Here is a 25,323-nt window from a genome sequence, read left to right on the forward strand (position 1 = left end):
GTGTCATGGCTGGATTACTTACCGGCATTGGGATCATTCGGTGGAACGACTTTCCACAGCACCATCATCGCGTGATCTTCGTGCACCACATTGTGACAATGCATCGGATAATCGCCATGCCAGTCTCTAAACTGCATGTACAACTGCACTTCACCTGAGCCGGCAGTGCCAACTGCAGCCTGGCCGATACGCACCACATCCTTGCGCGATTTATCTTCGATATCCAGATTGCTCGCTTTACCGTTTCGACTCACAAGCTGGAATTCCTCGAAATGAATATGAATGGGATGAGACCAACCACCGCCGGATTTTAGTGTCCATAGCTCGGAAGTTCCATCCACCGGATATGCGCTGATAACGCCCGGATCAAACAGCTTGTCATTAACCACCCAGGCACCGTTGAGACTGCTAAAGCTGAAGCTGCGTTTTTTGACGGCCGGATTTTTAGCCGTTACCGGCATCGGCACCATAGTCTGCGTTTGCAGTGTTGACATGTCTGCACTTTCATCCATCACAGCTTCATCACTGACGATGAATTTCAGTAACCTGGTTTTGTCACTGGATGCCAGGCGTTTGCCCGTCGTCCCCTGCCCACTGATCTGTTCCAGACGATTCTCAAGATAAAATTCCGTACCCGGTGCATATTGACTAAAGTCCACGATCACATCGCCACGCTCGGCTACGCCCAAACGAATGCTGGGTACGATTTGCGCTTTCGGCAACAAATTGCCACAGTTGGCAATGCGGGTAAAATTGCTGTTATTACTAAGCGACACTTCTATGAATCGTGACGGTCCGGCATTTAGAAAACGGATGCGATATTTGCGTCGCTTCACGTAAAGCTTGGGTTTGATCTTAAAATTAACCGTTTGTTGATCGCCCAGAAAACCTTCGGTCATGAACGGATCCCAGAACATTTGCCCGGTACTGTCGAATGATTTGTCGGTAATCAGCATCGGGATATCATATTCACCGCTGGGCAAGCGTAACCCGGTGGTTTCATCATCCGTATCGAGCTTGATATCATCACTAAACAGCGTATAAAAAGATGCCAAACCCTTGTAAACATTCGGCGCAGTGAAATCGAAACGATGATCATGAAACCAGAACGTACTCTGCGTTTCCTGCCAGTCTCCGGGACACCAGTTCCCATTGTAGGTTGTTCCATTTTTATGCGTGCTGGCAAAGCCGGCACGAATATTGGGGTACCAGTGATCCCACCAGGTTCCACTATCGTAAAAGCGCATCGGCCCACCATCCGAAGTATGGGGATTGTGCGCATTATGTAGATGCGGCGTAATCTGATTGATCCCAAATCCCTGGTTATCGTTGCCATTCTTGGGCAATCCGTTGTACATCCGCATGATTATGGGTTTCTGATATTGCGCTTTAATGCGCAGCACGCCGATCGCATCGCTGTTTAAGTCAACATAGGTCCATACTTTGGAGTTAAAACCGGGATACTCGACGTCGGAATAAAAATTCCAGTCGATTTCCTTGGCCATCAACTCATACCTGGCCGTGATAGCTGCACTGCCGCCCAATTCATCCCAGCGCTGATGGGATTCTGTACGACCTTCTTTAAAGTCGTAATAGTCATTCATCCCCGGGTGCCAGCGATTGTCTTTCTCCTTGCATCCGTAGTGATCCTCTGGCGGCCCCGAAAAAACATCGCCCGCAGCCGGCACACAGGTTTTTGGAATTGGCAACAAATCAGTCCACGGTTTGTTGCAAGGTGGACTAATGTGAATATTTGAAGCACCCGCAACCGCCAGATTTGGAAAAAACGCAGTGCCGCTTACCGACACTAGCCCCCCCGCGCTCGCAGTCAATCCCAGTTTAAGTAAATCTCTACGACTAAGCTTGGCTGCGACAATATCCCGGACCTCCTGCATGTATCTGGCAACTGCTTTCTCTTGCTTGCCGGAATAGGTCGAATTTATAATTTTCTTACTCATAATTATTCCCCTCCTTAATTCTGTTATAGAATTTCAGCCCTCATAACTTTTGGCATCGTCCTTCTAAAAGATCTATGCCAACAAATTTTTAGCCGCCGGTTAGTTGTGACTTACAGTCAACCACTCAACTGCAATTCAAGATTCTGCAAGCTATGCGCTGGCAAGATTCCCAGTGCAGGCTTTGTTCTCGCTCGTAACCGGATCAAAAAGAGTTGATTGACTTTGATGTCCCATGCAATAACACAGCGTATCTCTGTGGATACTTAAGCTCTTTATTGATCGGCATTTGCTCAAAAACTGATTACTAGTCATGACGTTCGTTTTTACAGCACCCACAAACGTCATTTTTGTAATATGGCCATGTATGCGCAATGGAGAATAGGGATTAATTTAATGCGAAGATAGCTACAGGATGTTAATTTAACCCGTTATCAGATGTTAACAAAATTGATTAAAAATTGTGCAGACCGGGGCATTCTCTAGCCACCTGTTTGCGTAAGAATAATGTATAGGAATTTACTTACTCTCAAAAAATGTCTTGCAAAACAACAGCAGTCATTTGCCAAATTGCAACATGTCATCAGCACCATCTCGGAAACAGGCAGACGAATTTATTGAGTTGACTGGCTGGACAGAATTTGTTGATTACTCGGAATGAGTTTTTGCAAATCATTCAACCGAAAAAAGTAGATCTCACTATTTTCAGTTGAAATGATTATTGAGAATTTAGGAGTGCTTTACAATTACTATGCTGGCGATGCGGATTGAGTTATTAATTCAGTCCGTTTTCCTTATAGAGAAGCGCCAACTGCAGGCGACTGGAAATATGTAATTTAGAATAAATACGATTGAGATAAACCCGCACCGAGCCTTCGGTAATCTGTAATTCCCGCGCGGCCGATTTACTGCTATAACCTTTTGCAATTAAAGCAGCCAGACACATTTCACGACTGGATAAGTGTGTAGAAACAACTTGATGCGCTGATTCTCGTTGCAAAATCTGTTCGAACGCCATCCTCATGGAACGGCGATCCAACCATTCTCCACCAACGTGTACTTTTTTTAGACATTGCGGGATTTGTAAAATTGACATTTCCTTGAGCAAAATACCTTTTATGCCCATTCTGATCAGATCACAGGTCTCTGCCTGATTGACTGCAGCAGTATATATGACTATTTTGATCTCATTTCCAAGCAGAGTTTTTACCTGTTTTACCTGATTAAGACCGTCAACTCCAGGCACATGAGGATCCATCAGTACCAAATCAGGTTTCTTCTGTAGCTTCAATACTTCCCTAACACGATCCGCTGAATCAAACCTTTCCACAACTTCAAAGTCCTCACTGTCCTCGAGCATCGCACTTAATCCGAATAAAACAATCGGATGCGGGTCGATCAGAAGAACTTTAATACGATCAGTAGACAATATGTTTGAAATCGATTCAGTAAACATTGATGCCTATAAATAAACGTAAAACTAGAATAACCATTATTACTTACAGGGTGTTAAATTTATGTGAATTCTTGCATAAGGTTTTGTGAAGATTCATACAACAAATCTACAAAAATTATAAAACATGTTATTTATCAGTTAATATTGCATGCTTACATACGACATGAGTTTTAATAAGTTTAGGTCATACAATAATAATATCTTATGATAAATCACACATCTGAGCACACCTCAAAACAGAATGTATATAATACGGACCGATAGTAAACTTAAAAAGTTAACCACCTCAGTTGCAAAATAATTAAACCAGAAATAATTTTGGCAAGTAATCCCATCAAATAAATAACTGCTTTTAAATGTATCTTCCATACAACAACTTAATATGATCCAAGAAAATCCACCGGTCATCCGGGATGAAAATCAAATTATCGCAGAGCGCCGTGCCAAACTGACTGAAATACGCCAGACCAACAATGCTTTTCCTAATACATTCAGACGCGATCACTTAACTTCAGAATTATTTAAACAATTTAATGAGTTCTCTAAAGAACAACTAGAAGAACAGCCAGCGATTGTAAAAATAGCAGGCCGCATGGTGCTAAAACGCGTCATGGGTAAAGCCAGTTTTGCAACCATACAGGATATGAGCGGGCGCATTCAGTTGTATATCTCGAATGATCACACCGGAGAACCTGTGCACGCAGCATTCAAGCATTACGATCTGGGTGATATTCTGGGTGCACAAGGCGCTTTGTTCAAAACCAAAACGGGTGAACTCTCAATTCGGGTCACTGATTTACAATTACTAACAAAATCCTTGCGTCCACTACCGGAAAAATTTCATGGCCTGGCCGACCAGGAACAAAAATATCGTCAACGTTACCTTGATTTGATTACTAACGAAGAAACACGCAAAGTATTTGCTATCCGTTCCAAAGTAATCCAGGCAATTCGTGAGTTCTTTGTTGAACACGATTATCTGGAGGTTGAAACACCGATGATGCACCCAATTCCTGGAGGAGCATCGGCAAGACCGTTTTCCACACATCATAACGCATTGGATATGGCGCTGTTTTTGCGCATCGCTCCCGAGCTATATCTAAAACGTCTGGTTGTGGGTGGAATGGAAAAAGTTTTTGAAATTAATAGAAATTTTCGCAACGAAGGCATTTCTACGCGACATAATCCTGAATTTACCATGCTGGAATTCTATGAAGCCTACCAGGATTTTACTTATCTGATGGATTTCACCGAGCAAATGCTGGCGCACGTAGCCAAGCGAGTACTGGGTACCACGCGAATTTCCTACCAAGGCAAAGCAATGGATTTATCCAAGCCCTACATGCGCTTGACCATCCCCCAGGCCATTCAGAAATTTTATCCGGATTATACTGCCGCACAATTAAATGACCGTGACTTTCTGATTAATAGATTGCAGACATTGAATATTCACTTCAATCCTAAAGATGGTATCGGCGGCTTGCAACTAACGTTATTCGATGAAACCACCGAACATCTGTTATTTGAACCCACCTTTATCGTCGATTACCCCGCGGAAGTATCCCCTTTAGCGCGCCGCAACGACAGCAACCCTGAAATCACCGACCGTTTTGAGCTGTATATCGCCGGACGAGAAATCGCCAATGGATTCTCCGAATTGAACGATCCGGAAGATCAGGCAGCACGTTTCCTGGAGCAGGCCAAAGCCAAGGATGCTGGCGATAGTGAAGCGATGCATTATGATGCAGACTATATCCGTGCGCTGGAATTTGGCTTGCCGCCCACTGCTGGTGAGGGTATTGGCATCGATCGCCTGGTCATGTTGTTAACCGACAGTCCGAGTATTCGCGATGTCATTTTGTTTCCGCAATTAAGGCAGGAAGATTAACAGGTCACTGAAAAACGTTTCAAAAGCAACTGATGCAAGGCAAAGACAGGTAAAAGAAGCATAGTTTATGCATAATAAAGCGCATCTTGAGTCTGCCTTTAACACCGCGGCAGCAATGCAGATAGTCTAACAACAGTCGGCTATCTGTTAACGCAAACTAATTATCGGCCAGTCATTGCTTTCTGCGTGCCTCTTCAGAGTGGGATCCGGATCTACAGCAACCGGATGCGTCACTTTGCAAAGCAAGGGCAAATCATTGAGAGAATCACTGTAAAACCAGCTTCGGAGAAACGATAGCCAGGTGAGATTATGTACATCCAGCCACTCCTCCAGCCGCTCGACTTTTCCTTCTCTGAATGATGGTATTCCAGAAACCCGGCCGGTAAACTCACCATCTTTCTCTTCCGGCTCAGTCGCAATCAAATGACTGATGCCGAGCGCCTGGGCAATTGGGGCCGTGACAAAACTATTAGTTGCAGTAATGATGATGCACAAATCATTATCCAGCATATGCCTTTCGATTAACTGCCGCGTGCCTGGCGCAATTAACGGCATAATTTTCTTGCACATGAATTCACTGCGCCAAACCTCCAGTTGAGCACGTGAGTGCCGTGCCAGGGGTTTTAACTGAAAATCCAGAAATTCGTGTATATCCAGCGTTCCCGCTTTATATTGCTCATAAAATTCAATGTTCTTGGCTTCGTGCAACTCACGATCCAATGCTTTCTTTTCTATCAGAAATTGTGCCCACTGAAAATCACTATCGCCTGCGATTAACGTGTTATCCAGATCAAATAATGCTAAGTTCATGAATCCACCTGTAATAATTCTCGTAACAAAGGTATGGTTATGGGACGCTGATGAACCAGAGAATAACGGTCCAACGCATTCAGTGTCATCATCAACGACGGCAAATCGCGTTGACTGTGCTGTAATAAATAAAGACAAATTTCCTGAGACAACGTAAAACCACAATCAGCAGCATGTGCCTGCATCGCCTGTATTTTTTCTTCTTCCGTTAATTCATGCACCTGATACACTAACCCCCAGCCCAAGCGGGTAACCAGATCCTGTCGCATATTCAGATATGCCGGCGCAATGGATCCGCTTACCAGCAGCAATGCATGGCCCTCATCGCGCAACTGATTATACAGACTAAATAATTCAGCCTGTTCAGGGACGCCCAGATAATCAATATCGTCAATCGCAAAACAATCTACAGCGCTGTCGACGGATATCCGGCAATGATTCTTAGCGCAACTATATATCGCTTCTACGTTTTTTTGTGTACTCGCCCTAACGACTGCCTGCAACAAATGACTCTTGCCACAGCCAGGATGACCCCACAAATAAATGAAGCGTTCTTTTTCTTTCCCTGACAGAATATTTGCCAGCATGTACATCAATTCTGCATTGCGCCCTGGCAGAAAATTTTCCAGTGTAGGTAACGGCAGAGGATTAATGTCTAACAACAGCTGTTGCATGATAATTACCTAGTCGTCATAGCTCGATAAACAAATCATTACGAATTATAGAGCTCACTTCCCAAATAGCGCTGACGTAGATGACGCAGCCACACCAGCATTACCGCGCTGACCGGCAGCGCCAGCAAGATGCCGAAGAAACCGAATAATTGGCCAAATGCCAATAATGCAAAAATAACAATCACCGGATGCAGCCCAATCCGGTCCCCCACCAGCCAGGGAGTAATCAGCATGCCCTCAAGCATTTGACCGATACCAAACACAATCCATACGGGAATTACACCGCCCCAGTCCTGGAATTGCATCACGGCGGCAAAAGTAGCCAGTGTTAAACCTACGATCATGCCCAGATAAGGCACAAATACTAGAATACCCGCCACCATGCCAATGGGTAACGCAAATTCCAACCCTACCAGCCAAAGTCCAGTGATATAACAAATACTCATTATTATGATCACAGACAATTGCCCACGCAGAAATTCTGCAAGAATCTGATCAGTCTCGCGCGTTAACTGAGAAATCTGATCATGCCAATAACGCGGAATCATTTCATCGACAAGCTTGATCAACATATCCCAATCACGCAACAGGTAAAACAACACTACCGGCACCAATAACAGATTGACCAGAAACTCAACAATTGCCATTCCACCGCTGGTCAAAGAAGGCAGCACTTTTGCGGCCACACCCCCAGCACTTTTCCAATGTTCTGAAACGGCTTCCCTTACTACGTTCATATCCGGTTGCAGGCTGATATCCAGTCTTGATTCCAGCCATGGAATCACATGGTTTTTCAGCATATCCAAATAGACCGGCATTTTATCCAGCAGCCGACCCGCCTCTTTCTCAAACAAAGGCACCATAACCAGAATCAAGGCGGCAAATACTCCAAGCAACAGCAACATAACCAACACCGCACCCACTGTTCTTGGTATTCTCCGGCCAGCCATGCGCCTCATCATCGGATTACAGATATAAGCAATCACTGCAGCCAATAAAAAAGGAGTCAGGATCGGGCTGAGCAGAAAAATCAGTCCGCCTGTTACGCACGCCAATATCAACCACCAGAGATAATGCAAGCTTCCGGAATGTTCAGTGCCCATAGGAGACAGTTTAACCAGCTTTTGCTTTTAGCGCATGACTGGCCAGATTTTTGCCAAGTTCCCAAATAGAGCCAGGCACTTGATGCGTATCCGCGATGGTTTTGGTCAATGCGCTGATGATATGGTCACAATCTTTTTGAGTCAGGGTAAGAGGCGGCAGAAGTTTGATCACATTCATACCATGCCCCGCTACCTGCGTCAGAATTCTGTGTTCCTTGAACAGCGGAATCGTAACCATCTGACAAAACAATCCCTTATTGGCAGCTTCCAACATCATCCAGGCAGCTTTCAACGAAAAACTATTGGGTGATTTGAACTCAATTGCAATCATCGAACCTTTGCCACGGGCTCCTTTCAGAAACTCATATTGACCAGTCAACGTATTGAGTCTTCCGATCAGATCATTACCAATTTTCGCGCTGTTTTCCACCAGCTTTTCAGTTTTGATCACCTCCAGGCTTGCCAGACCAGCCGCCATCGCCATGTTATTCTTGGAAAATGTTGAACCGTGGACGACCGCCCGATCCATGCGGTTAAATACGCTATCCATGATTTCCTGCGTCATGGCCACCGCGCCGACAGGCACAAAACCGCCGGATAACGCCTTAGCCATGCATATCATATCGGGCTTCACACCCCAATGTTCAATGGCCCAGAATTTACCGGTACGCCCAAGACCGGTTTGAATTTCATCGGCAACAAATAATGTACCGTATTTTTTACATAAGCGCTCGATCTCCGGCAGATAGTTATCATCTGGGATGTTTACTCCCTTACCCTGAATCGGCTCGACAATAAAAGCGGCTACATCATGGTTACTTAGCGCTTTTTCCAAAGCCTCAAGATTATTAAAGGGAATCGAGCCGCAATCCTGCAGCAGCGGACCGAAACCATCCTTAAAAATCTGCTCGCCGTTCAGCGACAAGGCTCCCATCGTCAACCCATGATAGGCATGATCACAACAAACAATCCGATTGCGCTTGGTAACGTAACGCGCAAATTTTATCGCCCCTTCAACCGCCTCCGTACCCGAATTACAAAAGAACACCCGCTCAAGATTATCGGGCGTCGTGGCTAAAATCTCTTTGGCCAACAAACCACTCAAAATCGACACATCCATTTGCACCAAATCGGGCATCTCGAGTGTCAATACCTCTTTTAATGCATTGACAATGGTTGGATGGTTGCGTCCAAACGCATATACGCCAAAACCGCTCAACAAATCGAGATACTCGTTACCTTGTTCGTCATACAGATATTGACCCGCCGCACGTTCATAATTCCGATCATAACCAATCGTTTTCAAAACCCGGACCAACTGAGCATTCAAATACCGATCGTGCAAATCGAATTTATCGGTACGATGTTGTGATAACAGATTGGCTATACTGAAAGACATGAATGACCTCTGCATTAAAAAAACCGCCAGAAAAACTGGAAGTTTGAATCTACGGGTTCCCGGAAAGAAAAAAACGAATACCGCCCAGCGGCGGTATTACTACAACAAAAATTAGCGTAGATCATACCACCCTGCGCCACTCTCTGCTGCTAAAAACACATCATGATAGTTTATGTTTCATGGTTATGTATACGTCCCAACAAGATGGCTAAATTTTACATGTTTCTATTTAAAATCGAGATGTAGAACATGAAGTCTAACTATTTACCCAAACAAAATCTTAGCAGTAGAAAAAAGTAGATTGTTATATTATTTTATAGGTCTGCTATTTAAACATAATAGCTAGGCCGCTAATTTAAGAATTTCACATGTTGGACGAGAATCAATACATGGCGCATAACCACTCTAACGATCATAATCATAACCACGCTCCAAAAAACTTTGGACGCATATTCGCAATCGGGATTGTGCTCAATGTAAGTTTCGTCGCAATCGAAATTATTTTTGGCCTATTTTCAAATTCTCTTGCACTGCTAGCGGATGCGGGTCATAACCTCAGCGATGTTTTGAGCTTATTACTCGCGTGGGGTGCAAGTGTCCTGGCACTCCAGCCAACTACACAGCGTCATACTTATGGTCTGCGCCGCACTTCGATTTTGGCTGCATTGATTAATGCACTGATATTGCTTATTGCTGCGGGCGCTATCGCTTGGGAAGCTATCCTCAGATTTGGCCATCCCGAACCAGTGGCAAGTGACTCAGTCATTTGGGTAGCCTCAGCGGGCATCGTAATCAATGGTGTTACAGCATGGCTGTTCATGTCCGGCCAAAAGCAGGATATAAATATTCGTGGCGCATATTTACACATGGTGGCTGACGCTGCAGTTTCATTTGGAGTGGTCTTGGCGGCGATTGTCATAAAATTTACAGATTGGTTGTGGCTGGATCCCGCCGTGAGCCTTGTGATTGCCATAATTATCGGTATTGGCACATGGAGTTTACTTCGTGAATCACTAAATCTTGCGCTTGATGCTGTGCCTGCAAATATTCAACCCGACAAAGTTGAGACTTATTTCACCAGTCTTCCGGGGATTGAAGCAGTCCACGATCTACATATCTGGGCAATGAGTACGACGGAAATTGCGCTATCTGTGCATCTGATCAAACCAGATGCAGTCATTGATGATTTGCTTTTGGTTAAAATCAATAATGAATTGCGTGAGCAGTTTGGAATTCAGCACACTACTATCCAGTTTGAGTGTGGAAATGTATCTCATCCCTGTAAACAAGCACCATCAGAGGCGGTTTAAGATATCAACGTCATGATTAAGTGAGGGTGAGATTCTGCGTAAAGAGAATATAAACTCAATCAAAGAAGTGATATTTGGTACATCAAAATTGTTGTTAGCTTGCATCCAGAATGCTTCTGCTTTATACAACGCTTCATTATCAATCCGGTTTTTCGCTAAAGCCATGAAATTATTACCACGCTGGGGTTAGGCAGTTGATTATTATGTACTTCTAATTGGGCCTTGGATGTAAAATACAAGTATGGTCTTGATGGCTTATGAGTGACTTGAAGGTATTGTTGTTTATCCTCATGTAACGAAGAAAAAATAATGAAATAGATTAAACAAAATTATTCGCTTAAATAATATTCTTACGCAATGGTACGAGGATATCTTAGCTGGCTGCTTTTATGGGTTATTGTTGCGGCAGGAAATCATATTTATGAACTTCTGAACTTGTTTCTCCTCTATGGAAATTTCTTGTCGGCACTACTTTAACCGCATTTATATAAACACCGCTTTTTGCTGTGGCAGCTTGAATCTGGATTTATTCTGAGTCTGGAACTGTAGATAAATGCTGAACTATCAATTTCTGATCCAGATTCCTATTAATTCTGACGGATCTTTCTTCTGATTCCTGGATACCAATATGAAAACCTGCAAAACCTGGCATAACTACTTGGTCAACCGCCATACCAATAATTCGACCGTTATAAGGTGAAATTATTTCACTGCGTATATTTGTAATAGGGTCTGTTACTATACCCAGGATATCGTTTTTGGTAATCTTATCTCCCAAATTGACATTGCCAAGCAGAATGCCGCCATGATTTACGCGCACCCACGATGAATGATAGTAAATTGAGTCCGGCGTATCTAATGGATGAGTAGTTTCCAGCATATTCATCCTATCCAATAGGGTTTGAATACTTTTAACGCCGTATTGAATTGCTTGTTCTTGCAATGTCATGGATTTTCCTGCTTCTAAAGTTACAGAAGGAATTCCGATATCGACTGCAGCATTACGCAACATTCCTGCAGAACCTTCACTATGAAGAATCACAGATATACCAAAAGCTTGAGCAAATTCAGCCACGTCCGGTTTAAGCAGATTAGCTCTAACTTGCGGTAGATTGGTACGATTTGCTGAGCCCGTGTGTAAATCAACGAGAAAGTTACAATGACTGATGATTTCTTTAAAAAATGAATAGGCAATCCGCGCTGCGGAACTGCCTTGAGGATTCCCCGGGAAAAAGCGGTTAAGGTCCCTCCGATCAGTCAGATAACGGGAAGAGCGTTGGAAACCTTGCAGATTGACAATAGGTACACCAATGATAGTTCCGGATAATTTTTCAGGATTAGTGCCATAAAGTACGCGCCTTACAATCTCAATACCATTTAATTCGTCTCCATGAATAGCAGCGGTTAAACAGAGCACAGGCCCTGCCTGAGCACCGTTGACGACAAAAATTGGAGTTGGCGTGGAAAGGCCGTCCGAAGCTTGATTAGGCTGCCACGATAATCGCATTGCAGTTGTTGGCGGTACAGCAGTATCCAATAACACAAATGAAGTTTGTAGCGGTCCTATGAATTCAGATTCGAAAGTGTTGGTTAGTTTCCTGATTTTTGCTACAGAAGAGTCGATTAAGAAATCAGAGTCAATAATAGCTTCATTGTTGACACTATTAAGCTTAAATGTTTGCTGTGAGAACCCATTGATTGTAATCAATAGAAGGATTAGGCCGACGACTCTTTTTAACATTGCGCAATCCCATAATAAATAAACTATTCGCATCGAATAGTAACGATCTATTTTTTAAGCAATTAGATATTCAATTCAAGTACAGTATATTGTAATTAATTAGTATTTAATAATTAAAACAGCAGTTAATTTACATTACAATTTATTGTGTAATATAAATACAACACGAGGATTGAATTGAAGCAAGCATAAAATGCAAGACTATGTTATTATTGGAGTTTATACGATATCATTGGCCCCTGCGGCAAAAGCGTCATTAACGCCAAAGTTACATCGGAGACTAGAGTAATGCTACTCTATTGATCCATACACCCAAAACTCTGTTTAGATACTTTACGGAGTCGGATTTTTGATCAGTCGCTAAAAAACATACTGAAAAGGCTAAAATAGGCACCCATCAGGCCATTGAGCTACTTTTCAGAACAATACCAGACTCTATGACGAAGATATATGCTTCAGACGCATTGGTGTGGTCATGCAACTGCGAGTCGGACGGAGAAGAAAGATCGATCAAATAAAAGGAATCAGATACCGTCTTGAATTCCAAACGCTGAATGATTAAACTTTCTATATTTATATTATAAATCACATTCTGGCGTCAGTTATCCAATGGCACGCTATCAATGAATCGTGCTTATTCCTTATTATTGCAAACACTTCTACTTATGGACAACCACTAGCCTTATGTTCGATAAATTGCCGTTTCCAACCATCAATCAGCCCATTGTAAATTCAAAAGAAGTAAATAATAATCAACCCCGCTTACCGACCTGATTTCCGTCATAGCAGGCAGTGTCTAAGCCAATACCCGGATGAATTCTTGCATCCATCTCATGCACATGATTCATTTGCGTTAAAATTACTTTTTTATGCAACTTTTCTTCAGTAACTACACGAGAATTTAACTTGATTTCTTCCAACTCTGATCAACCTGATGCAAAACAATTATCCTATCGTGACGCTGGTGTAGATATCGATGCAGGCGATCGACTGGTTGCAAATATCAAGCCATTCGCAAAGCGTACATTACGACCTGAGGTAATCACCGGAATTGGCGGCTTTGGGGCTTTATTTGAAATTTCCAAGAAATATCGAAACCCTGTTCTTGTTTCTGGTACGGACGGCGTAGGTACCAAACTTAAACTGGCTTTTCAGCTAGAGCAACATGACACGATAGGCATTGATTTGGTCGCGATGAGCGTAAACGACATTCTGGTGCAAGGTGCCGAACCGTTATTTTTCCTCGATTATTTTGCTTGCGGTAAATTGAATGTGGAAACAGCTACTGCGGTTGTTAGCGGAATTGCCAAAGGCTGTGAACTAGCGGGCTGTTCGTTAATCGGTGGCGAAACAGCGGAAATGCCCGGTATGTATCCAAATAATGAGTACGATTTGGCTGGATTTGCTGTCGGTATCGTTGAGAAAGATCGAATCATTAGTGGTGTCGCCATCCAGGCCGGCGATATTGTGCTTGGTCTGGCTTCCAGTGGCGCGCATTCCAATGGATATTCGTTGATTCGCAAGATTATTGAGAAAAATCGCATTGACCTATCAAGCGATCTGGATGGTAAAACAATCGCTGAGATCATCATGACGCCTACGCATATTTATGTAAAACCAATATTGAAGCTGATTCAGCAATTTTCTGTTAAGGGATTGGCACACATTACTGGCGGCGGGTTGGTTGAAAATGTACCGCGTATTCTGCCGGATCAAGTCATGGCCGTATTACACAAAAACTCATGGGAAATGCCGCCGTTATTCCCATGGCTGCAGCAACTTGGCAATGTTACTGATCTCGAAATGGCACGCGTATTTAATTGTGGAATCGGCATGGTGATTGTAGTAGCGCCCGATGATGCTGAGCACGCTATCAATAGCCTGCGCACCGAAGGCGAGACAGTGTGGCAAATAGGTGAGATCAGCCAGCGCACGTCCAATCTGCCAGCAACCATTATCGTTTAATCAGGCAATTCCCCAATCACACTATGGAATCACTAGTTATCCTGATTTCCGGCAATGGCAGTAATATGCTGGCGCTGCTAGAGGCCAGATCACAAATTGATCGAGTCATCGTTATCAGCAATAATCCCAATGCAAGAGGGTTAGAAATTGCCAGGAAATATGGTGTTGAAACGATAGTTCTCGATCATCACGCGTTCCCGAACCGTCAAACATTTGATACCGCGTTGGCAGAGAGGATTGATGCACATCAGCCAAAACTAATTGCACTGGCCGGTTTCATGCGTATACTGAGCGATCGCTTTGTGCAACGTTATCAAAACCGATTAATGAATATTCATCCTTCATTATTACCTGCATTTCCTGGTCTAGGAACACATGCACGAGCATTGCAGGAAGGCATTAAAATTCACGGCTGCACGGTGCATTTTGTCACACCGAAACTGGATCTTGGCCCCATTATAATTCAAGCAGCCATTCCCGTATTACCCGGTGATACCGAAGAAACATTAGCCACACGGGTCTTGCAACAGGAACACCGCATTTACCCTCAAGCTGTATGCTGGTTTATGGAAGATCGTATCATAATGAATGAAAATCACGTTGAAGTGCTGGATTCCCGTATATGTGAACTTACGCTTTATTCGCCCGGACTATCCGAATGAAATTTTTATTTTCGATTTTGCTGTTATGCCTATTTAGCTTTTCTGTCTCTGCTGCGGACATGCCCTCTCGCATAGAAATCAATTACGCCGTGACAACAGATATCGGTGAAGGAGAAATTAATGAGGTAATGGAAATCAAGCATACGGATGACGGTCATAGTTATAGTATTCATAGCGAAGCGCAAGCCACTGGTATTTTCAAGCTATTAGAACCCAACAGAATCGTGCGACATAGCGAAGGGATAATTACCCAGAGAGGGCTGCGACCTGCTCGCGCTTATGAAAAACGAGGTAAAAAAGAACCTAGTCTGGCTGCTTTTGATTGGAAAAACCACACTATCACATTAAAGCATAAGAAACAGCAACTGCATGAGAAATTACCCGAAGGCACTTTGGATCGCTTAAGTTTATCCTACAATTTTATGTTTGCCCCCTTACCTGAGCACAACATTGAATGTTACTTACCAAACGGGAATAGCTTGGTATTATCAAGCTACACCATCACTGAAGAAACACTCAATACTCCGATTGGAAAGATGAAAACAGTTGTCTTGACCCGACAAGAGGATAAAAGCTCCAAGCTTAAAAGAAAGATATGGCTTGCGCAAAATAATCATATGCTGCCTGTTCGCATTGTTTCGGTAGAAGAGAATGGCCGTGAAATCGAGAAAATAGTAACCGGAATTAACATCAGCTACAAAGCTGATGAATGATTCGAACTTTCAGCCGCAATTACGCATCAGGAAATCAATGCATTTTAATCCTTCTCTATTGGACGCAGTTATTGTTGCCATACGTACCATCCTTCCTCTGGAATACCCAGCTGATGCAGCCATGCGCCGCTTCTTCCAGGATCATCCTATGTTGGGAGCACAGGACCGTGCATTCATCGCCGAAGCAGTTTTCGGCATTTTACGTCACCGTTTTTTTCTTGAGAGTTTGGCAAAGATTGAAACGCCGCGTGCATTAACACTAGCGTATCTGGTTAAGCTTCAAGGAATGAATTTACGCGAATTGACATCCATGATCAGCGAGACGGAAGCTAAGTGGCTGGCAGAAATCAAGGCTATCAAGCCGGATATGTTTCCACTGGCGATTCAGGCTGAATTCCCTGCATGGTTAGTAGAGAAATTACAATGTTTCATGTCGGATACGGATATTCTTGATTTGGGGATCTCGTTACAAAAATCCGCACCGCTTGATCTCCGTGTTAATACGATCCTCGCCAAACGCGACGAAGTGCTGGAAACGCTCAAACAAGAAGGAATCGACGCCCAAGCAACACCTTACTCTCATTGCGGCATCAGAGTTGCAGGTAAACCTGCGATCAATCGACATACACTTTTTTTATCGGGGAAAATAGAAGTACAAGATGAAGGAAGTCAATTACTTGGATATTTGCTAGCACCCAAGCGTGGTGAAATGGTTGTCGATTTCTGCGCGGGTGCAGGCGGTAAATCGCTGCTGCTGGGCGCTTTAATGAATTCAAAAGGGCGCATTTATGCTTTCGATGTCTCAGAAAAAAGATTGAACAACTTGAAGCCACGCTTCAAACGCTCAGGACTGTCTAATATACATATACAACGAATCACAAATGAAAATGATATAAAGGTCAAGCGATTAGCTGGAAAAATTGATCGTGTATTAGTAGATGCCCCTTGCAGTGGGCTCGGTACATTACGTCGCAATCCAGATTTAAAATGGCGCCAATCCTCACAAAGCATTAATGAACTCAAAGCTAAACAGGCTGCTATTTTGGCGGCGGCAGCCAATTTATTAAAGCCAGGTGGACGTTTGGTGTATGCAACATGCAGCTTTTTACCGGAAGAAAACCAGGCTGTCGTTAACGAATTCTTGGCTGCGAACCCACAATTTAGCCTGCTAAATTGCGCTGAGTTGTTGTCTCAACAAAAGATATCTCTAGATACAGGCGAATTTTTACAACTATCACCTCAGCTACATCAAACGGATGGTTTTTTCGCTGCGACTTTAACACGAAAAGATGTGGTTAAGGCAGAATAAAGGTTCAGGCAGCGATCTCTTTCTTGTCACTTTCAGATTCCAATAAGATAGGCAAAATAACCAGCACACAAACTAAAGTCAACAGCAATCCAATAGTTAACAGTTGCCCCATACTGGATGTACCCTGATGAATAGAAAATATAAGACTGCCAAACCCTGCCAGGGTAGTGAGCGCGCTATAGAAAATAGCACGAGCCGTGCTGGTATGCAGCAGGTTTTCATAACCCGCACCAGTGTTCCGACTCCTGTATACCATATGCAAGCTACTATCGATACCAATTCCCAACAATAACGGTAGCGCAATAATATTGGCAAAATTAAAAGGCAGGCCCAGCACTACTGCACTGGCTCCAGTGAATAATGCCGCGAGTAATAACGGAATCAATACTAGTAAGGTGGATGTAGCGCTTCGAAGCATAATCCAGATCGTCAGTATGACACCAATCAATGCAAGCGAGAACGCATGAATGAATGCATCTACAACGGCTTCTCCCGCTTCCAGGCTGATTACGGGAACTCCAGTTGCGTTTGGCGTAATTTGTTGTACAGCGCGAACAAACCTACGCAAAGCATCATTGTCATTTATATTTTCTGATGGATAAACTGCAATACGATACACACCATCATTACCCTGCCAAAGCTCAGTTACCGATGTCGGCAATGCCGATTGCGCAAATGGCTGTGCTGCCAAGGCCAACTGCAATCGTTTGATAGCGCCCGGCAATAAGCTTAGCAAATCATTATTGACCTCAAGCAGTAACTGTTCTCTCGTTTCCCCATTTTCCAGCAATGGCTTGTCTAACTTCGCTAACAAATCAGTAAGAGAAGCTTGCAAGGCACGGGCTGAAGCTGCGTTCGCATGTTCTGGCTGCTCAGCAATGAACTGACTTAATGTGGTTCTCAATTGATCCAGCGCCATTCGTTGCTCCGCAACTGTATATTGATTCGAAATCAGGAATGCCGTAGGAGAAAAAGAAATAGGTCCTAGAATCATTGCCATTTCTTCGATCAAAAGGCTTTTTTCTTCCTGCTCCTCTGGCACCAAATCCAAAATACTGATAACCCTTTTAACTTCGGGCAAATCTTTTAGCTGCCGTGCCATTTGCTCTATTTCCCGAGAATCATTGACCAATATGTTGATATGCCAAGGTGAATCTTCTGCATCCTCCAACAATTCCTGGAAGGTTTGAACTGATTCTGCGTGAGGGTTATTCAAATTCAGCAAATTGTAATCGAACTTGATATGCGGCAACGCCAAGATGGAGGCCAGAATAGCGATGATGGTTACGCTGTACACAAGTTTTCTCGAACGCCTTGGTAAATCCAGAATTTTATTAATTGGTTGAGAGAGCGATATTATTTTGATTCGAATCGGAAAAAACCTTTGCAAAGCGGGTATCATCGTCACCGTGATCAGAAAACTTATTAACATGCCCGTTCCCGATATTAAACCCAGCTCTGCAACACCTCGATAGGTCGTTGGCATGAAGGCATAGAAACCGATCGCAGTGGTCAGTGCACAGATGAGCAACGACGGCCCCATATCGCCGCCCGTTTTATATACTGCTTCTGAAACAGTCTGCTCAGGCTTTCTGATCTCCTCAAGTCTGAGTAGGAAATGAACTGCAAAATCAACACCCAGGCCTATATACAATACTGCAAATGCAATCGAGATCAGGTTTAAATGTCCGACGGCAACGGTCGCAAAAGCAGCTGTCAATAATAATCCGAGCAACAAGCTAACTATGATTGTAAATATTGCACCTGCGGAGCGGAATGCAATCAACAGCACCACAACAACCAATACGAGTGCCAATAATCCGGCATCTTGAGCACCGTGCATTGCACTATTGAGTTCGTCATGAGCCAGCGCAACCTCTCCTGTGATGCGCAACTTTTCAATTGCATCGGGTGTAAATCCCATACCTTGCGCCGATGCGCGAATTGCTTCAATAGGCCTCTCAGCAGCAAATATCTGGGAATAATCGAGCTTGGGCTGAACTATAATCAACTCCTGGTAGGTATCCTTCTGCGCTTCACCACCTAATAGTGCCTGCCAAGATAATGCACGAGATTTATCAACAAGCCGTGCGTCTAATGTTGCGCTGACTCCGTTGAATACAGGCTCTAATTCTAATTGACGCCCCTTGCGCAATTCTTCGACCGCATCTCTCAAAACTGAAGAAAATGTAACTAGAGTGGGATTTTCAGCCAAGCGTGCAACTAGCGGTTGTGCCGCAGCCAAATAATCGGTAATTCGACTTAATTCGTTTAGATCTTTATAAAACAACCCATTCTGCTCAAAGAAGGGCTCCCCCGTTAAATAATAAGTATTAGGAAATTGCGTAACATCATTTTGCAAATAACGGGTAAAGCGTTTTGCTGCCAAATGCGCCTGCTCAGGTGTCGGAGCATCTAATACCAACAACAGTGTATCTTCATATTGAGGAAATGACTGTCGATAACGGATATGATTTGCGCGAAAAGGAACATCCTCGGAAAGCATGTCAGTCGTATCCGTATGAACACCAAGATTATTAACCACATAGAGCGAACCCAGTGTTACCGTTACGAGAATGAACAGGATGATCCAGATAGCATAGTGATAGGATATATCAGCCCAACGAGCAAAAAAACGATAACTAAAATTCAATGAGTTAGACACGTTTTTTTATAGCCCTATTGAAAATAAAGGGTAGAACTCATTACGAATTCTGTCGCGTCTGCGCAATTTTGTCCTTAAGCATATCGATCAGTGCCTGGAAACCATCCCGTTGCAGAATGGCACGATATTCACCACGTTTTATTGCCAGATCACTCACGCCATCAAACAAAATGTTAATGATACGCCAATTCCCTTCTACTTGATGCAACACATAATCGAAATTTACCGTACCGCCATCGGATTTGGTTAATAGACTACGCACCAATACCTGCTCTCGCGGCAGGCTACGCTGTTCAATAATCTGAAATTGTTCACCCTCATACTGGACAAAACGCCCTGTATAAGTTGCTATACTCAACTGACGGAAAGTTTCAATCATTAATTCTTGCTGAGCACTATCCAACTGTGACCAATAGGTTGCGCCCAATATTGTTTTTATAATTAAATCAATATCATGGGTCTTATTAATGACAGGCTGCAAGTATTTGAAGCGCTCATCGTAATCCAATTGATCGCTTTCACGCATGACCTCGAGTAGCGATGATTGCAGATATAGTATCGCTTGTTCCGGACTGTCTGTTTCTGAATTGGGTGAACTCTGTGCAGCAGGAATTGCTAGCAGCATTACTAAGATCAGTAACCATCGTATCAGTTTAGGTGTTTGTTTTACTTTCATAACGACGATCTTTCCACAAAGCGCGTTCTCCTCGCCAATACCGCAGTGCAGATGTCCAAGTCATGGCAAGGTACAAAATACCGATGACTGGCAGGGCACCCGCCCAAAGCGGGGAACGCTGATAATAAAATAAAGTGGGCAAATAAATAAAAAACATAGCAGCCCATGTCAAAATGCTCACAATATAAACTTCCAAAGTAGTCGACAACATAAAAGCAAAGGGAGCCATCCAAAACATGGAAATCATGATCAATGTACAGATAATAAGCAAAACGAGCGAATACCTTAATTGAGTAAATGCAGTACGCGCGACCATTTCCCAAATTGGTTTCAGTTTCTGATAGCCGCGATGACTACGCGCCGCGCGGCTAAGTCCAATAAAAGTACGTAAACCGGAACGTTTAATATGTGCGGCTAAAGTACAATCATCAATCAATGCATTATGCAAATTGGCAAACGCACCTGTGGTACGCAATGCTTGCGTTTTTACCAAAATACATCCACCTGCGGCGGCGGCAACACGTGATTCCGTTTTATTCGCTAGCCTAAATGGATATAGCAATTTGAAAAATAAAATAAATGCTGGCATCAGCAGGCGTTCGATAAAATTATCCATAGGCGGCTCAGCCATAAGTGATACCAGCGCCAGGTTCTCATTACACGCTTTTCGCTGTAACTCAGACACAATTCCAGGAGCCAGTTCAATATCCGCATCCAGCAACAACGTGTACTGCGTTTTAACTTCTCGCAACCCTTGTTCGAGCGCCCACAATTTTCCGCTCCAACCTGCTGGCGGTGCAGTACCCAATAGCACTTGTGCACCACATTTCCTAGCCTGTTCCGCAGTATCATCAACGGACTGGTCATCGATAACAATAATATGCACATTCTCACTTTGCGCTCTAACTCCACGCAGTGTATGTCCGATATAAGGACCTTCATTGCGCGCCGGAATTAGCACAGTGATATCACTCAGCATCTCTTCGAGAATCACTTTCTCGTGTACTTGAGTTTCAATTTTCTCGTGAGTACTCCATGGACGCCATGGAAATAACACCAACAGCCACCAGCACAAAGCGCCAAAAACAGACAGATAATTTACTAACTCCACTAACATTCTTGCTTACAATGAACTTTCAAATGTGGATTAGCATAATCTCTATTTATTAACGAGTGTAACCGATATATCGGAAAGCTTTTTAGGCGTTTTGTTTTCTCCTGATGTCCATTTTGGTGTTGGTTCAGCTACCATGGGGCCTGATGTTCTAGGTCCTTTTAGTGATGCTATTATCGCCTTCCATGGATGCTGCAGGGTATCTTCTACAGCGGTTGCCTCATATCCACAGTGCGCCATGCATTGCGCACATTTAGGATTATTAGCCGTACCATATTTTTCCCAGGGAGTATCTTCAAGAAGTTCCTTAAAGGTTTTTGCGTAACCTTCATCTGACAGCAAATAACAAGGCTTCTGCCAACCAAATACATTGCGCGTCGGATTACCCCAAGGAGTACATTCATAATCCTGATTCCCAGCAAGATAATCCAAATATAATGCTGAGTGATTAAGCCGCCACTTGCGCTTTAGTTTTTTACCTAATTCGAAAATACCGCGAAATAATATTTTTGTATCCTGGCTTTTAATAAAAACATCCTGCTGCGGTGCTTTTTCGTAACTGAATCCGGGAGCAATCGTTGCGGCTTCGACACCTAGTTCCATAGCATAATCCAGAAATTCAGCCACATCCTCCGGCGTTTCACCTTGAAACAAAGTACAGTTTACCGTCACTCTGAAACCTTTTTCTAGAGCCAGTTTAATTGCCTCAACTGCACGATCAAAAACACCATCCTGACAAACTGAAGCATCATGTCGTTCTTGCATGCCATCCAGATGAATTGAAAAAGTCAAATACGGCGAGGGCGTGTAGTCATCAATTCGCTTTTTTAATAATAATGCATTAGTGCATAAATAAACATATTTCTTTCGTTTGATAATACCCGCCACAATTTGCGGCATCTCCTTATGAAGCAGCGGCTCACCACCTGGGATTGATACCATTGGAGCGCCGCACTCATCTACAGCTTGCATGCACTCTTCATAGGAAAGGCGTTGATCAAGCACATCTTCGGGATGCGCGATTTTTCCGCAGCCAGCACAAGCCAGATTACAGCGGAATAATGGTTCCAACATCAGCACTAAGGGATATTTCTTTACTCCTTTTAGTTTCTGCTTGATTAAGTACGTACCTACTGCAATCTGTTGACGTAAGGGGACACCCATGAATAACCTCCAAAAGTACTTCAAAAACATTAATCAATCTGATTTACAATTAAGTATGAAACAAAACTGACAATCAGTCCGCCCATCATATTCTTAACAGAGCGCGGGAAACTATCTGAACTGCCGCCTAGAAAATTTGAAATTTCTGATAAAGTTCTTCAGCACACGCGAATCTTTCAACTTCAATGGTTATATATGCTTATTTTAATCTGAAAGTACCATGCAAGTCAGTTTCTTAACTATAGAACATGACCCCTTACAATAGCAAATATTTTTCAACCCATTGATTATCTTTTGATATACACCTGCCAACAAAAAACACCAGGAACTATAAGATCCTGGTGTTTACAAAATAGTAAAATGTTGCTGCTACTTAAAACTCAACGCCTAATGCACGCAATGTTCGTTTGTTTATCTTTCCAGACGCAATACCGTTTTCTTTCTGGAATGCTTCTATCGCTGCTACAGTCTTATTACCGCTCTTTCCATCTACTGGACCGGGGTTAAATCCAGCATTCACAAGTGCCTGCTGAATATCACGCATCATCGCTGTATCCGGTTTCACGACCTCGTCGCCGTCATCAACAACAGGCTCCGGCGCTACGCTCACCTCTATGTCTGTAATTATAGTATCGACTTCATCCGCTGCTGATGAATCCAAGCTTTGCAAACTTTGTACATCTTCAATTTTGGCAGGCTCTATAGGTGCTGGTGCTGGTGCTGGTGCTGCAGGTGCTGGTTCTGCAGGTGCTGCTGCAGCCGCTTCCTGATCACCCTTAGCTGATAAAGGTTTTTTTTCGAATATCGGTTTACACCCGATTAACAGCACAGCAGACAAAAAAAGAACAAGACAAGACGTTAATGTACTCGTTTTAAAAAAATTCATTGCTAATCTCCAAAAAAATATTAAACAAACCACCAAGCCACTTCTAGGTATTCAAGAGGAATGAAATATTCTTTCAATTTCAAAACAATACCAGACTCCCCTTCGAAGCCAAGCAACATATTTGCAATTCTGCTTATCGTATTTTGTATTAACTTATAATGTTGCGATGAGAACTATCACATTTTTCTGATCATAACGCAATATAAAAAAGTTAATAATGATAGGCTTAACCCAAAAAAATAATGAGTTACTTCTGATCGGTGGTGGTCATAGCCATATCATTGCAATTAAGCGACTCGCGATGAACCCACTCACCGATGCTCGAGTAACACTTATCAGTAGCGATGAGATGACATCCTACTCTGGTATGTTGCCTGGACTCATTGCCGGACATTACGCATTTGAGGATTGCCATATCGGTTTGCGGATGCTCTGCCAATGAACTGGATACAGCTCATCCATTCCGAGGTCGCACGTATTGACACATCAGAAAAACAAATTGAATGCCAAGATAAGCTTTGATTACACTATGAAGTTTTGTCGATAAATGTTGGGTCGCGACTTGCGCTTCAAAGTATCCCTGGCGCAAATAGTTTCGGCTTCCCGGTGAAATCGGCCAAACAATTTCATCAACATTGACAACAATAGCTTACAGCGAAGCAACAATCGAATCAGCTTCAACGTATTGTTGTTGGTGGTGCCGCTGGAATGGGGATATTGCTGGCTTTGCGCTATAGATTGGTTAATATGACTTCCATCCGTGCCGATTTCACCTTGATTTGCGTTAATTCATGTATTCTTAACTCGCACAACAAGAAAGTGCGTGATTTTTCTTCGGCTATTAAAAACGCGCGGGGTTAAGCTTATTCAGCGAAAACATGTAATTTCGGCAGCTAAGGATCAGTTAATACTTGATGACCAAACGCGGCATGACTATGATTTTCTCGCTTGGGTTATTCATGCAGACGCGCAGCCTTGACTGAGAAAAAGCGGATTTGCATGTGATAGCTATGGCTTTATAAAGGTCGATGAATATCTTCGCAGCATTTCACACCCAGATATTTTTTCTGCGGGCGATTGCGCTGCATTTAAACCGACACCCTTATCCAAAGCAGGTGTTTAGGTCGTCCGTCAAGGACCATTTCTAGTCAAAAATATTTCGGCGCAATTAGTAGGGCATGGTCATCTTCATTCATATAAACCACAACGATACTTCTTGAGCTTATTAACCACAGAAGAGCGCCATGCAGTTGCTTTTCGAAGTGCTTTTTTTGCACATGGATACTGGGTTTGACTTTGGAAAAACCATATCGATAGCAGCTTCATAGCAAGCTTCAATCTGAAATAATGATACGCTAAATGTACAGATACAGATTACATCTAATAATTGCTATTCCAGATCAATATGATCATAGAAGAATCATAAGCTAAAGTTTATTTTTTTTAAGTCGTTGAAGCAGCATAATCGCAGTTAATTTACCGCATAACCCTTTAATAAATAAAATTTACCTGGAAAAAGTCATGAAAATTCTTGTTCATTTTAAATCTGGATTTAAGCAGACATTTATTGTTCCAAAATATATGCTGGCACTTGAATTTAGAAATATGGCCAAGGAAATTGGTGGTAGTATCGCAAGTATCGAATTCTCATTGCCCCTCCGCCGTCAAACCGAACTGACTTCTACTGAACTTCGTAATGAAGTATTCCGCTTACCTGATGAACGCTGACATATTCAAACAGTGCTCCACATTGCAAATAACGAGCGATTATGCACGTACTTTAAATTGCCGGCTTTTAATCAACTCGACACTTCGACGTGTAGAATTAAAACC

The 25,323-nt window shown here is 43.1% G+C and carries 22 protein-coding genes; 9 read left to right on the plus strand and 13 right to left on the minus strand.

Going from position 1 to position 25,323, the window contains the following annotated elements:
- Positions 1-14 precede the first annotated feature (14 nt).
- Both C7H79_RS01825 and C7H79_RS01830 read right to left on the minus strand, forming a co-directional pair.
- Entirely contained in the window at positions 15-1,958 is a 1,944-nt protein-coding gene (locus C7H79_RS01825; protein ID WP_106705592.1) for a multicopper oxidase family protein, read from the minus strand.
- 772 nt (positions 1,959-2,730) lie between these two features.
- Entirely contained in the window at positions 2,731-3,411 is a 681-nt protein-coding gene (locus C7H79_RS01830) for a response regulator transcription factor (RefSeq protein WP_106705594.1), read from the minus strand.
- A gap of 382 nt (positions 3,412-3,793) precedes the next feature.
- On the opposite strand from C7H79_RS01830, the gene lysS reads away from it, so the two are divergent.
- Positions 3,794-5,299, plus strand: a complete 1,506-nt coding sequence (gene lysS / locus C7H79_RS01835) for a lysine--tRNA ligase (protein WP_106705595.1) — start codon at positions 3,794-3,796, stop codon at positions 5,297-5,299.
- A gap of 147 nt (positions 5,300-5,446) precedes the next feature.
- On the opposite strand, the gene C7H79_RS01840 is transcribed toward lysS, so the two are convergent.
- Genes C7H79_RS01840 through C7H79_RS01855 form a run of 4 tightly spaced genes read right to left on the minus strand, consistent with a single transcriptional unit; the run spans position 5,447 to position 9,285 of the window.
- The gene (locus C7H79_RS01840; protein ID WP_106705596.1) at positions 5,447-6,109 is read right to left on the minus strand and encodes a histidinol-phosphatase; all 663 of its coding nucleotides are present in this window, start codon (positions 6,107-6,109) and stop codon (positions 5,447-5,449) included.
- Entirely contained in the window at positions 6,106-6,783 is a 678-nt protein-coding gene (gene hda, locus C7H79_RS01845; protein WP_106705597.1) for a DnaA regulatory inactivator Hda, read from the minus strand. The genes C7H79_RS01840 and hda overlap by 4 nt, the downstream gene beginning before the upstream one ends.
- Positions 6,784-6,821: 38 nt before the next feature.
- Entirely contained in the window at positions 6,822-7,886 is a 1,065-nt protein-coding gene (locus tag C7H79_RS01850; RefSeq protein ID WP_106705598.1) for an AI-2E family transporter, read from the minus strand.
- Positions 7,887-7,896: 10 nt separating this feature from the next.
- Positions 7,897-9,285: an aspartate aminotransferase family protein gene (locus C7H79_RS01855; RefSeq protein WP_106705599.1), complete on the minus strand. Its 1,389-nt coding sequence runs from the start codon at positions 9,283-9,285 to the stop codon at positions 7,897-7,899.
- A 389-nt stretch (positions 9,286-9,674) separates the two neighbouring features.
- On the opposite strand from C7H79_RS01855, the gene C7H79_RS01860 reads away from it, so the two are divergent.
- A complete protein-coding gene (locus C7H79_RS01860) occupies positions 9,675-10,595 on the plus strand; it encodes a cation diffusion facilitator family transporter (RefSeq protein WP_106705678.1) in 921 nt (306 codons plus the stop codon).
- On the opposite strand, the gene C7H79_RS01865 is transcribed toward C7H79_RS01860, so the two are convergent.
- Positions 10,581-10,760, minus strand: a complete 180-nt coding sequence (locus tag C7H79_RS01865) for a hypothetical protein (RefSeq protein ID WP_106705600.1) — start codon at positions 10,758-10,760, stop codon at positions 10,581-10,583. The two genes, C7H79_RS01860 and C7H79_RS01865, sit on opposite strands and share 15 nt — an antisense overlap.
- A 361-nt stretch (positions 10,761-11,121) precedes the next feature.
- On the minus strand, positions 11,122-12,336 hold the full coding sequence (locus tag C7H79_RS01870) for a succinylglutamate desuccinylase/aspartoacylase family protein (protein WP_106705601.1): 1,215 nt from the start codon (positions 12,334-12,336) through the stop codon (positions 11,122-11,124).
- Positions 12,337-13,242: 906 nt separating this feature from the next.
- Here C7H79_RS01870 and purM point away from each other — a divergent pair.
- Genes purM through C7H79_RS01890 form a run of 4 tightly spaced genes read left to right on the plus strand, consistent with a single transcriptional unit; the run spans position 13,243 to position 16,985 of the window.
- Positions 13,243-14,301, plus strand: coding sequence for a phosphoribosylformylglycinamidine cyclo-ligase (gene purM / locus C7H79_RS01875; RefSeq protein WP_106705602.1), 1,059 nt, complete (start codon positions 13,243-13,245; stop codon positions 14,299-14,301).
- A gap of 23 nt (positions 14,302-14,324) precedes the next feature.
- Positions 14,325-14,963, plus strand: a complete 639-nt coding sequence (gene purN, locus C7H79_RS01880) for a phosphoribosylglycinamide formyltransferase (protein WP_106705603.1) — start codon at positions 14,325-14,327, stop codon at positions 14,961-14,963.
- On the plus strand, positions 14,960-15,676 hold the full coding sequence (locus tag C7H79_RS01885; RefSeq protein ID WP_106705604.1) for a DUF3108 domain-containing protein: 717 nt from the start codon (positions 14,960-14,962) through the stop codon (positions 15,674-15,676). The genes purN and C7H79_RS01885 overlap by 4 nt, the downstream gene beginning before the upstream one ends.
- A gap of 37 nt (positions 15,677-15,713) precedes the next feature.
- Positions 15,714-16,985: an RsmB/NOP family class I SAM-dependent RNA methyltransferase gene (locus tag C7H79_RS01890; protein ID WP_106705679.1), complete on the plus strand. Its 1,272-nt coding sequence runs from the start codon at positions 15,714-15,716 to the stop codon at positions 16,983-16,985.
- A 4-nt stretch (positions 16,986-16,989) separates the two neighbouring features.
- Here the strand turns inward: C7H79_RS01890 and C7H79_RS01895 are convergent, their stop codons facing one another.
- From C7H79_RS01895 to C7H79_RS01915, 5 genes are all read right to left on the minus strand, one after another.
- Complete coding sequence (locus C7H79_RS01895) at positions 16,990-19,650, minus strand: MMPL family transporter (RefSeq protein ID WP_106705605.1); 2,661 nt, start codon at positions 19,648-19,650, stop codon at positions 16,990-16,992.
- Positions 19,651-19,690: 40 nt separating this feature from the next.
- Positions 19,691-20,326, minus strand: a complete 636-nt coding sequence (locus C7H79_RS01900; protein WP_242447090.1) for an ABC transporter substrate-binding protein — start codon at positions 20,324-20,326, stop codon at positions 19,691-19,693.
- Positions 20,304-21,443 carry a glycosyltransferase gene (locus C7H79_RS01905; RefSeq protein WP_106705606.1) on the minus strand — a complete coding sequence of 380 codons (1,140 nt, stop codon included), beginning with the start codon at positions 21,441-21,443 and terminating at the stop codon, positions 20,304-20,306. The genes C7H79_RS01900 and C7H79_RS01905 overlap by 23 nt, the downstream gene beginning before the upstream one ends.
- 42 nt (positions 21,444-21,485) lie before the next feature.
- Positions 21,486-22,604, minus strand: coding sequence for an adenosyl-hopene transferase HpnH (gene hpnH, locus C7H79_RS01910; protein WP_106705607.1), 1,119 nt, complete (start codon positions 22,602-22,604; stop codon positions 21,486-21,488).
- Positions 22,605-22,977: 373 nt separating this feature from the next.
- A complete protein-coding gene (locus C7H79_RS01915; RefSeq protein WP_106705608.1) occupies positions 22,978-23,490 on the minus strand; it encodes a peptidoglycan-binding domain-containing protein in 513 nt (170 codons plus the stop codon).
- A 217-nt stretch (positions 23,491-23,707) separates the two neighbouring features.
- On the opposite strand from C7H79_RS01915, the gene C7H79_RS01920 reads away from it, so the two are divergent.
- The 3 genes from C7H79_RS01920 (at position 23,708) to C7H79_RS01930 (ending at position 25,218) form a co-directional block, all read left to right on the plus strand.
- A complete protein-coding gene (locus C7H79_RS01920; RefSeq protein WP_106705609.1) occupies positions 23,708-23,932 on the plus strand; it encodes a hypothetical protein in 225 nt (74 codons plus the stop codon).
- Positions 23,933-24,469: 537 nt separating this feature from the next.
- A complete protein-coding gene (locus tag C7H79_RS19380) occupies positions 24,470-24,613 on the plus strand; it encodes an FAD-dependent oxidoreductase (RefSeq protein ID WP_119983656.1) in 144 nt (47 codons plus the stop codon).
- Positions 24,614-25,011: 398 nt separating this feature from the next.
- Positions 25,012-25,218, plus strand: a complete 207-nt coding sequence (locus tag C7H79_RS01930; protein ID WP_106705610.1) for a hypothetical protein — start codon at positions 25,012-25,014, stop codon at positions 25,216-25,218.
- Positions 25,219-25,323 lie beyond the last annotated feature (105 nt).

Origin of the sequence: Nitrosomonas supralitoralis (genome assembly GCF_003011925.2) — a bacterium.
Lineage (GTDB): Bacteria > Pseudomonadota > Gammaproteobacteria > Burkholderiales > Nitrosomonadaceae > Nitrosomonas > Nitrosomonas supralitoralis.

What these genes read in the sequence shown, in the direction of transcription:
- hpnH (WP_106705607.1), bottom strand. Translation starts at nt 22,604, where the DNA reads ATGGGTGTCCCCTTACGTCAACAGATTGCAGTAGGTACGTACTTAATC.
- C7H79_RS01890 (WP_106705679.1), top strand. Translation starts at nt 15,714, where the DNA reads ATGCATTTTAATCCTTCTCTATTGGACGCAGTTATTGTTGCCATACGT.
- C7H79_RS01850 (WP_106705598.1), bottom strand. Translation starts at nt 7,886, where the DNA reads ATGGGCACTGAACATTCCGGAAGCTTGCATTATCTCTGGTGGTTGATA.
- C7H79_RS01915 (WP_106705608.1), bottom strand. Translation starts at nt 23,490, where the DNA reads ATGAATTTTTTTAAAACGAGTACATTAACGTCTTGTCTTGTTCTTTTT.
- C7H79_RS01920 (WP_106705609.1), top strand. Translation starts at nt 23,708, where the DNA reads ATGATAGGCTTAACCCAAAAAAATAATGAGTTACTTCTGATCGGTGGT.
- C7H79_RS01930 (WP_106705610.1), top strand. Translation starts at nt 25,012, where the DNA reads ATGAAAATTCTTGTTCATTTTAAATCTGGATTTAAGCAGACATTTATT.
- C7H79_RS01825 (WP_106705592.1), bottom strand. Translation starts at nt 1,958, where the DNA reads ATGAGTAAGAAAATTATAAATTCGACCTATTCCGGCAAGCAAGAGAAA.
- C7H79_RS01830 (WP_106705594.1), bottom strand. Translation starts at nt 3,411, where the DNA reads ATGTTTACTGAATCGATTTCAAACATATTGTCTACTGATCGTATTAAA.
- C7H79_RS01855 (WP_106705599.1), bottom strand. Translation starts at nt 9,285, where the DNA reads ATGTCTTTCAGTATAGCCAATCTGTTATCACAACATCGTACCGATAAA.
- C7H79_RS01900 (WP_242447090.1), bottom strand. Translation starts at nt 20,326, where the DNA reads ATGAAAGTAAAACAAACACCTAAACTGATACGATGGTTACTGATCTTA.
- C7H79_RS01885 (WP_106705604.1), top strand. Translation starts at nt 14,960, where the DNA reads ATGAAATTTTTATTTTCGATTTTGCTGTTATGCCTATTTAGCTTTTCT.
- C7H79_RS01865 (WP_106705600.1), bottom strand. Translation starts at nt 10,760, where the DNA reads ATGGCTTTAGCGAAAAACCGGATTGATAATGAAGCGTTGTATAAAGCA.
- lysS (WP_106705595.1), top strand. Translation starts at nt 3,794, where the DNA reads ATGATCCAAGAAAATCCACCGGTCATCCGGGATGAAAATCAAATTATC.
- C7H79_RS01905 (WP_106705606.1), bottom strand. Translation starts at nt 21,443, where the DNA reads ATGTTAGTGGAGTTAGTAAATTATCTGTCTGTTTTTGGCGCTTTGTGC.
- C7H79_RS01870 (WP_106705601.1), bottom strand. Translation starts at nt 12,336, where the DNA reads ATGTTAAAAAGAGTCGTCGGCCTAATCCTTCTATTGATTACAATCAAT.
- C7H79_RS01860 (WP_106705678.1), top strand. Translation starts at nt 9,675, where the DNA reads ATGGCGCATAACCACTCTAACGATCATAATCATAACCACGCTCCAAAA.
- C7H79_RS01840 (WP_106705596.1), bottom strand. Translation starts at nt 6,109, where the DNA reads ATGAACTTAGCATTATTTGATCTGGATAACACGTTAATCGCAGGCGAT.
- purN (WP_106705603.1), top strand. Translation starts at nt 14,325, where the DNA reads ATGGAATCACTAGTTATCCTGATTTCCGGCAATGGCAGTAATATGCTG.
- hda (WP_106705597.1), bottom strand. Translation starts at nt 6,783, where the DNA reads ATGCAACAGCTGTTGTTAGACATTAATCCTCTGCCGTTACCTACACTG.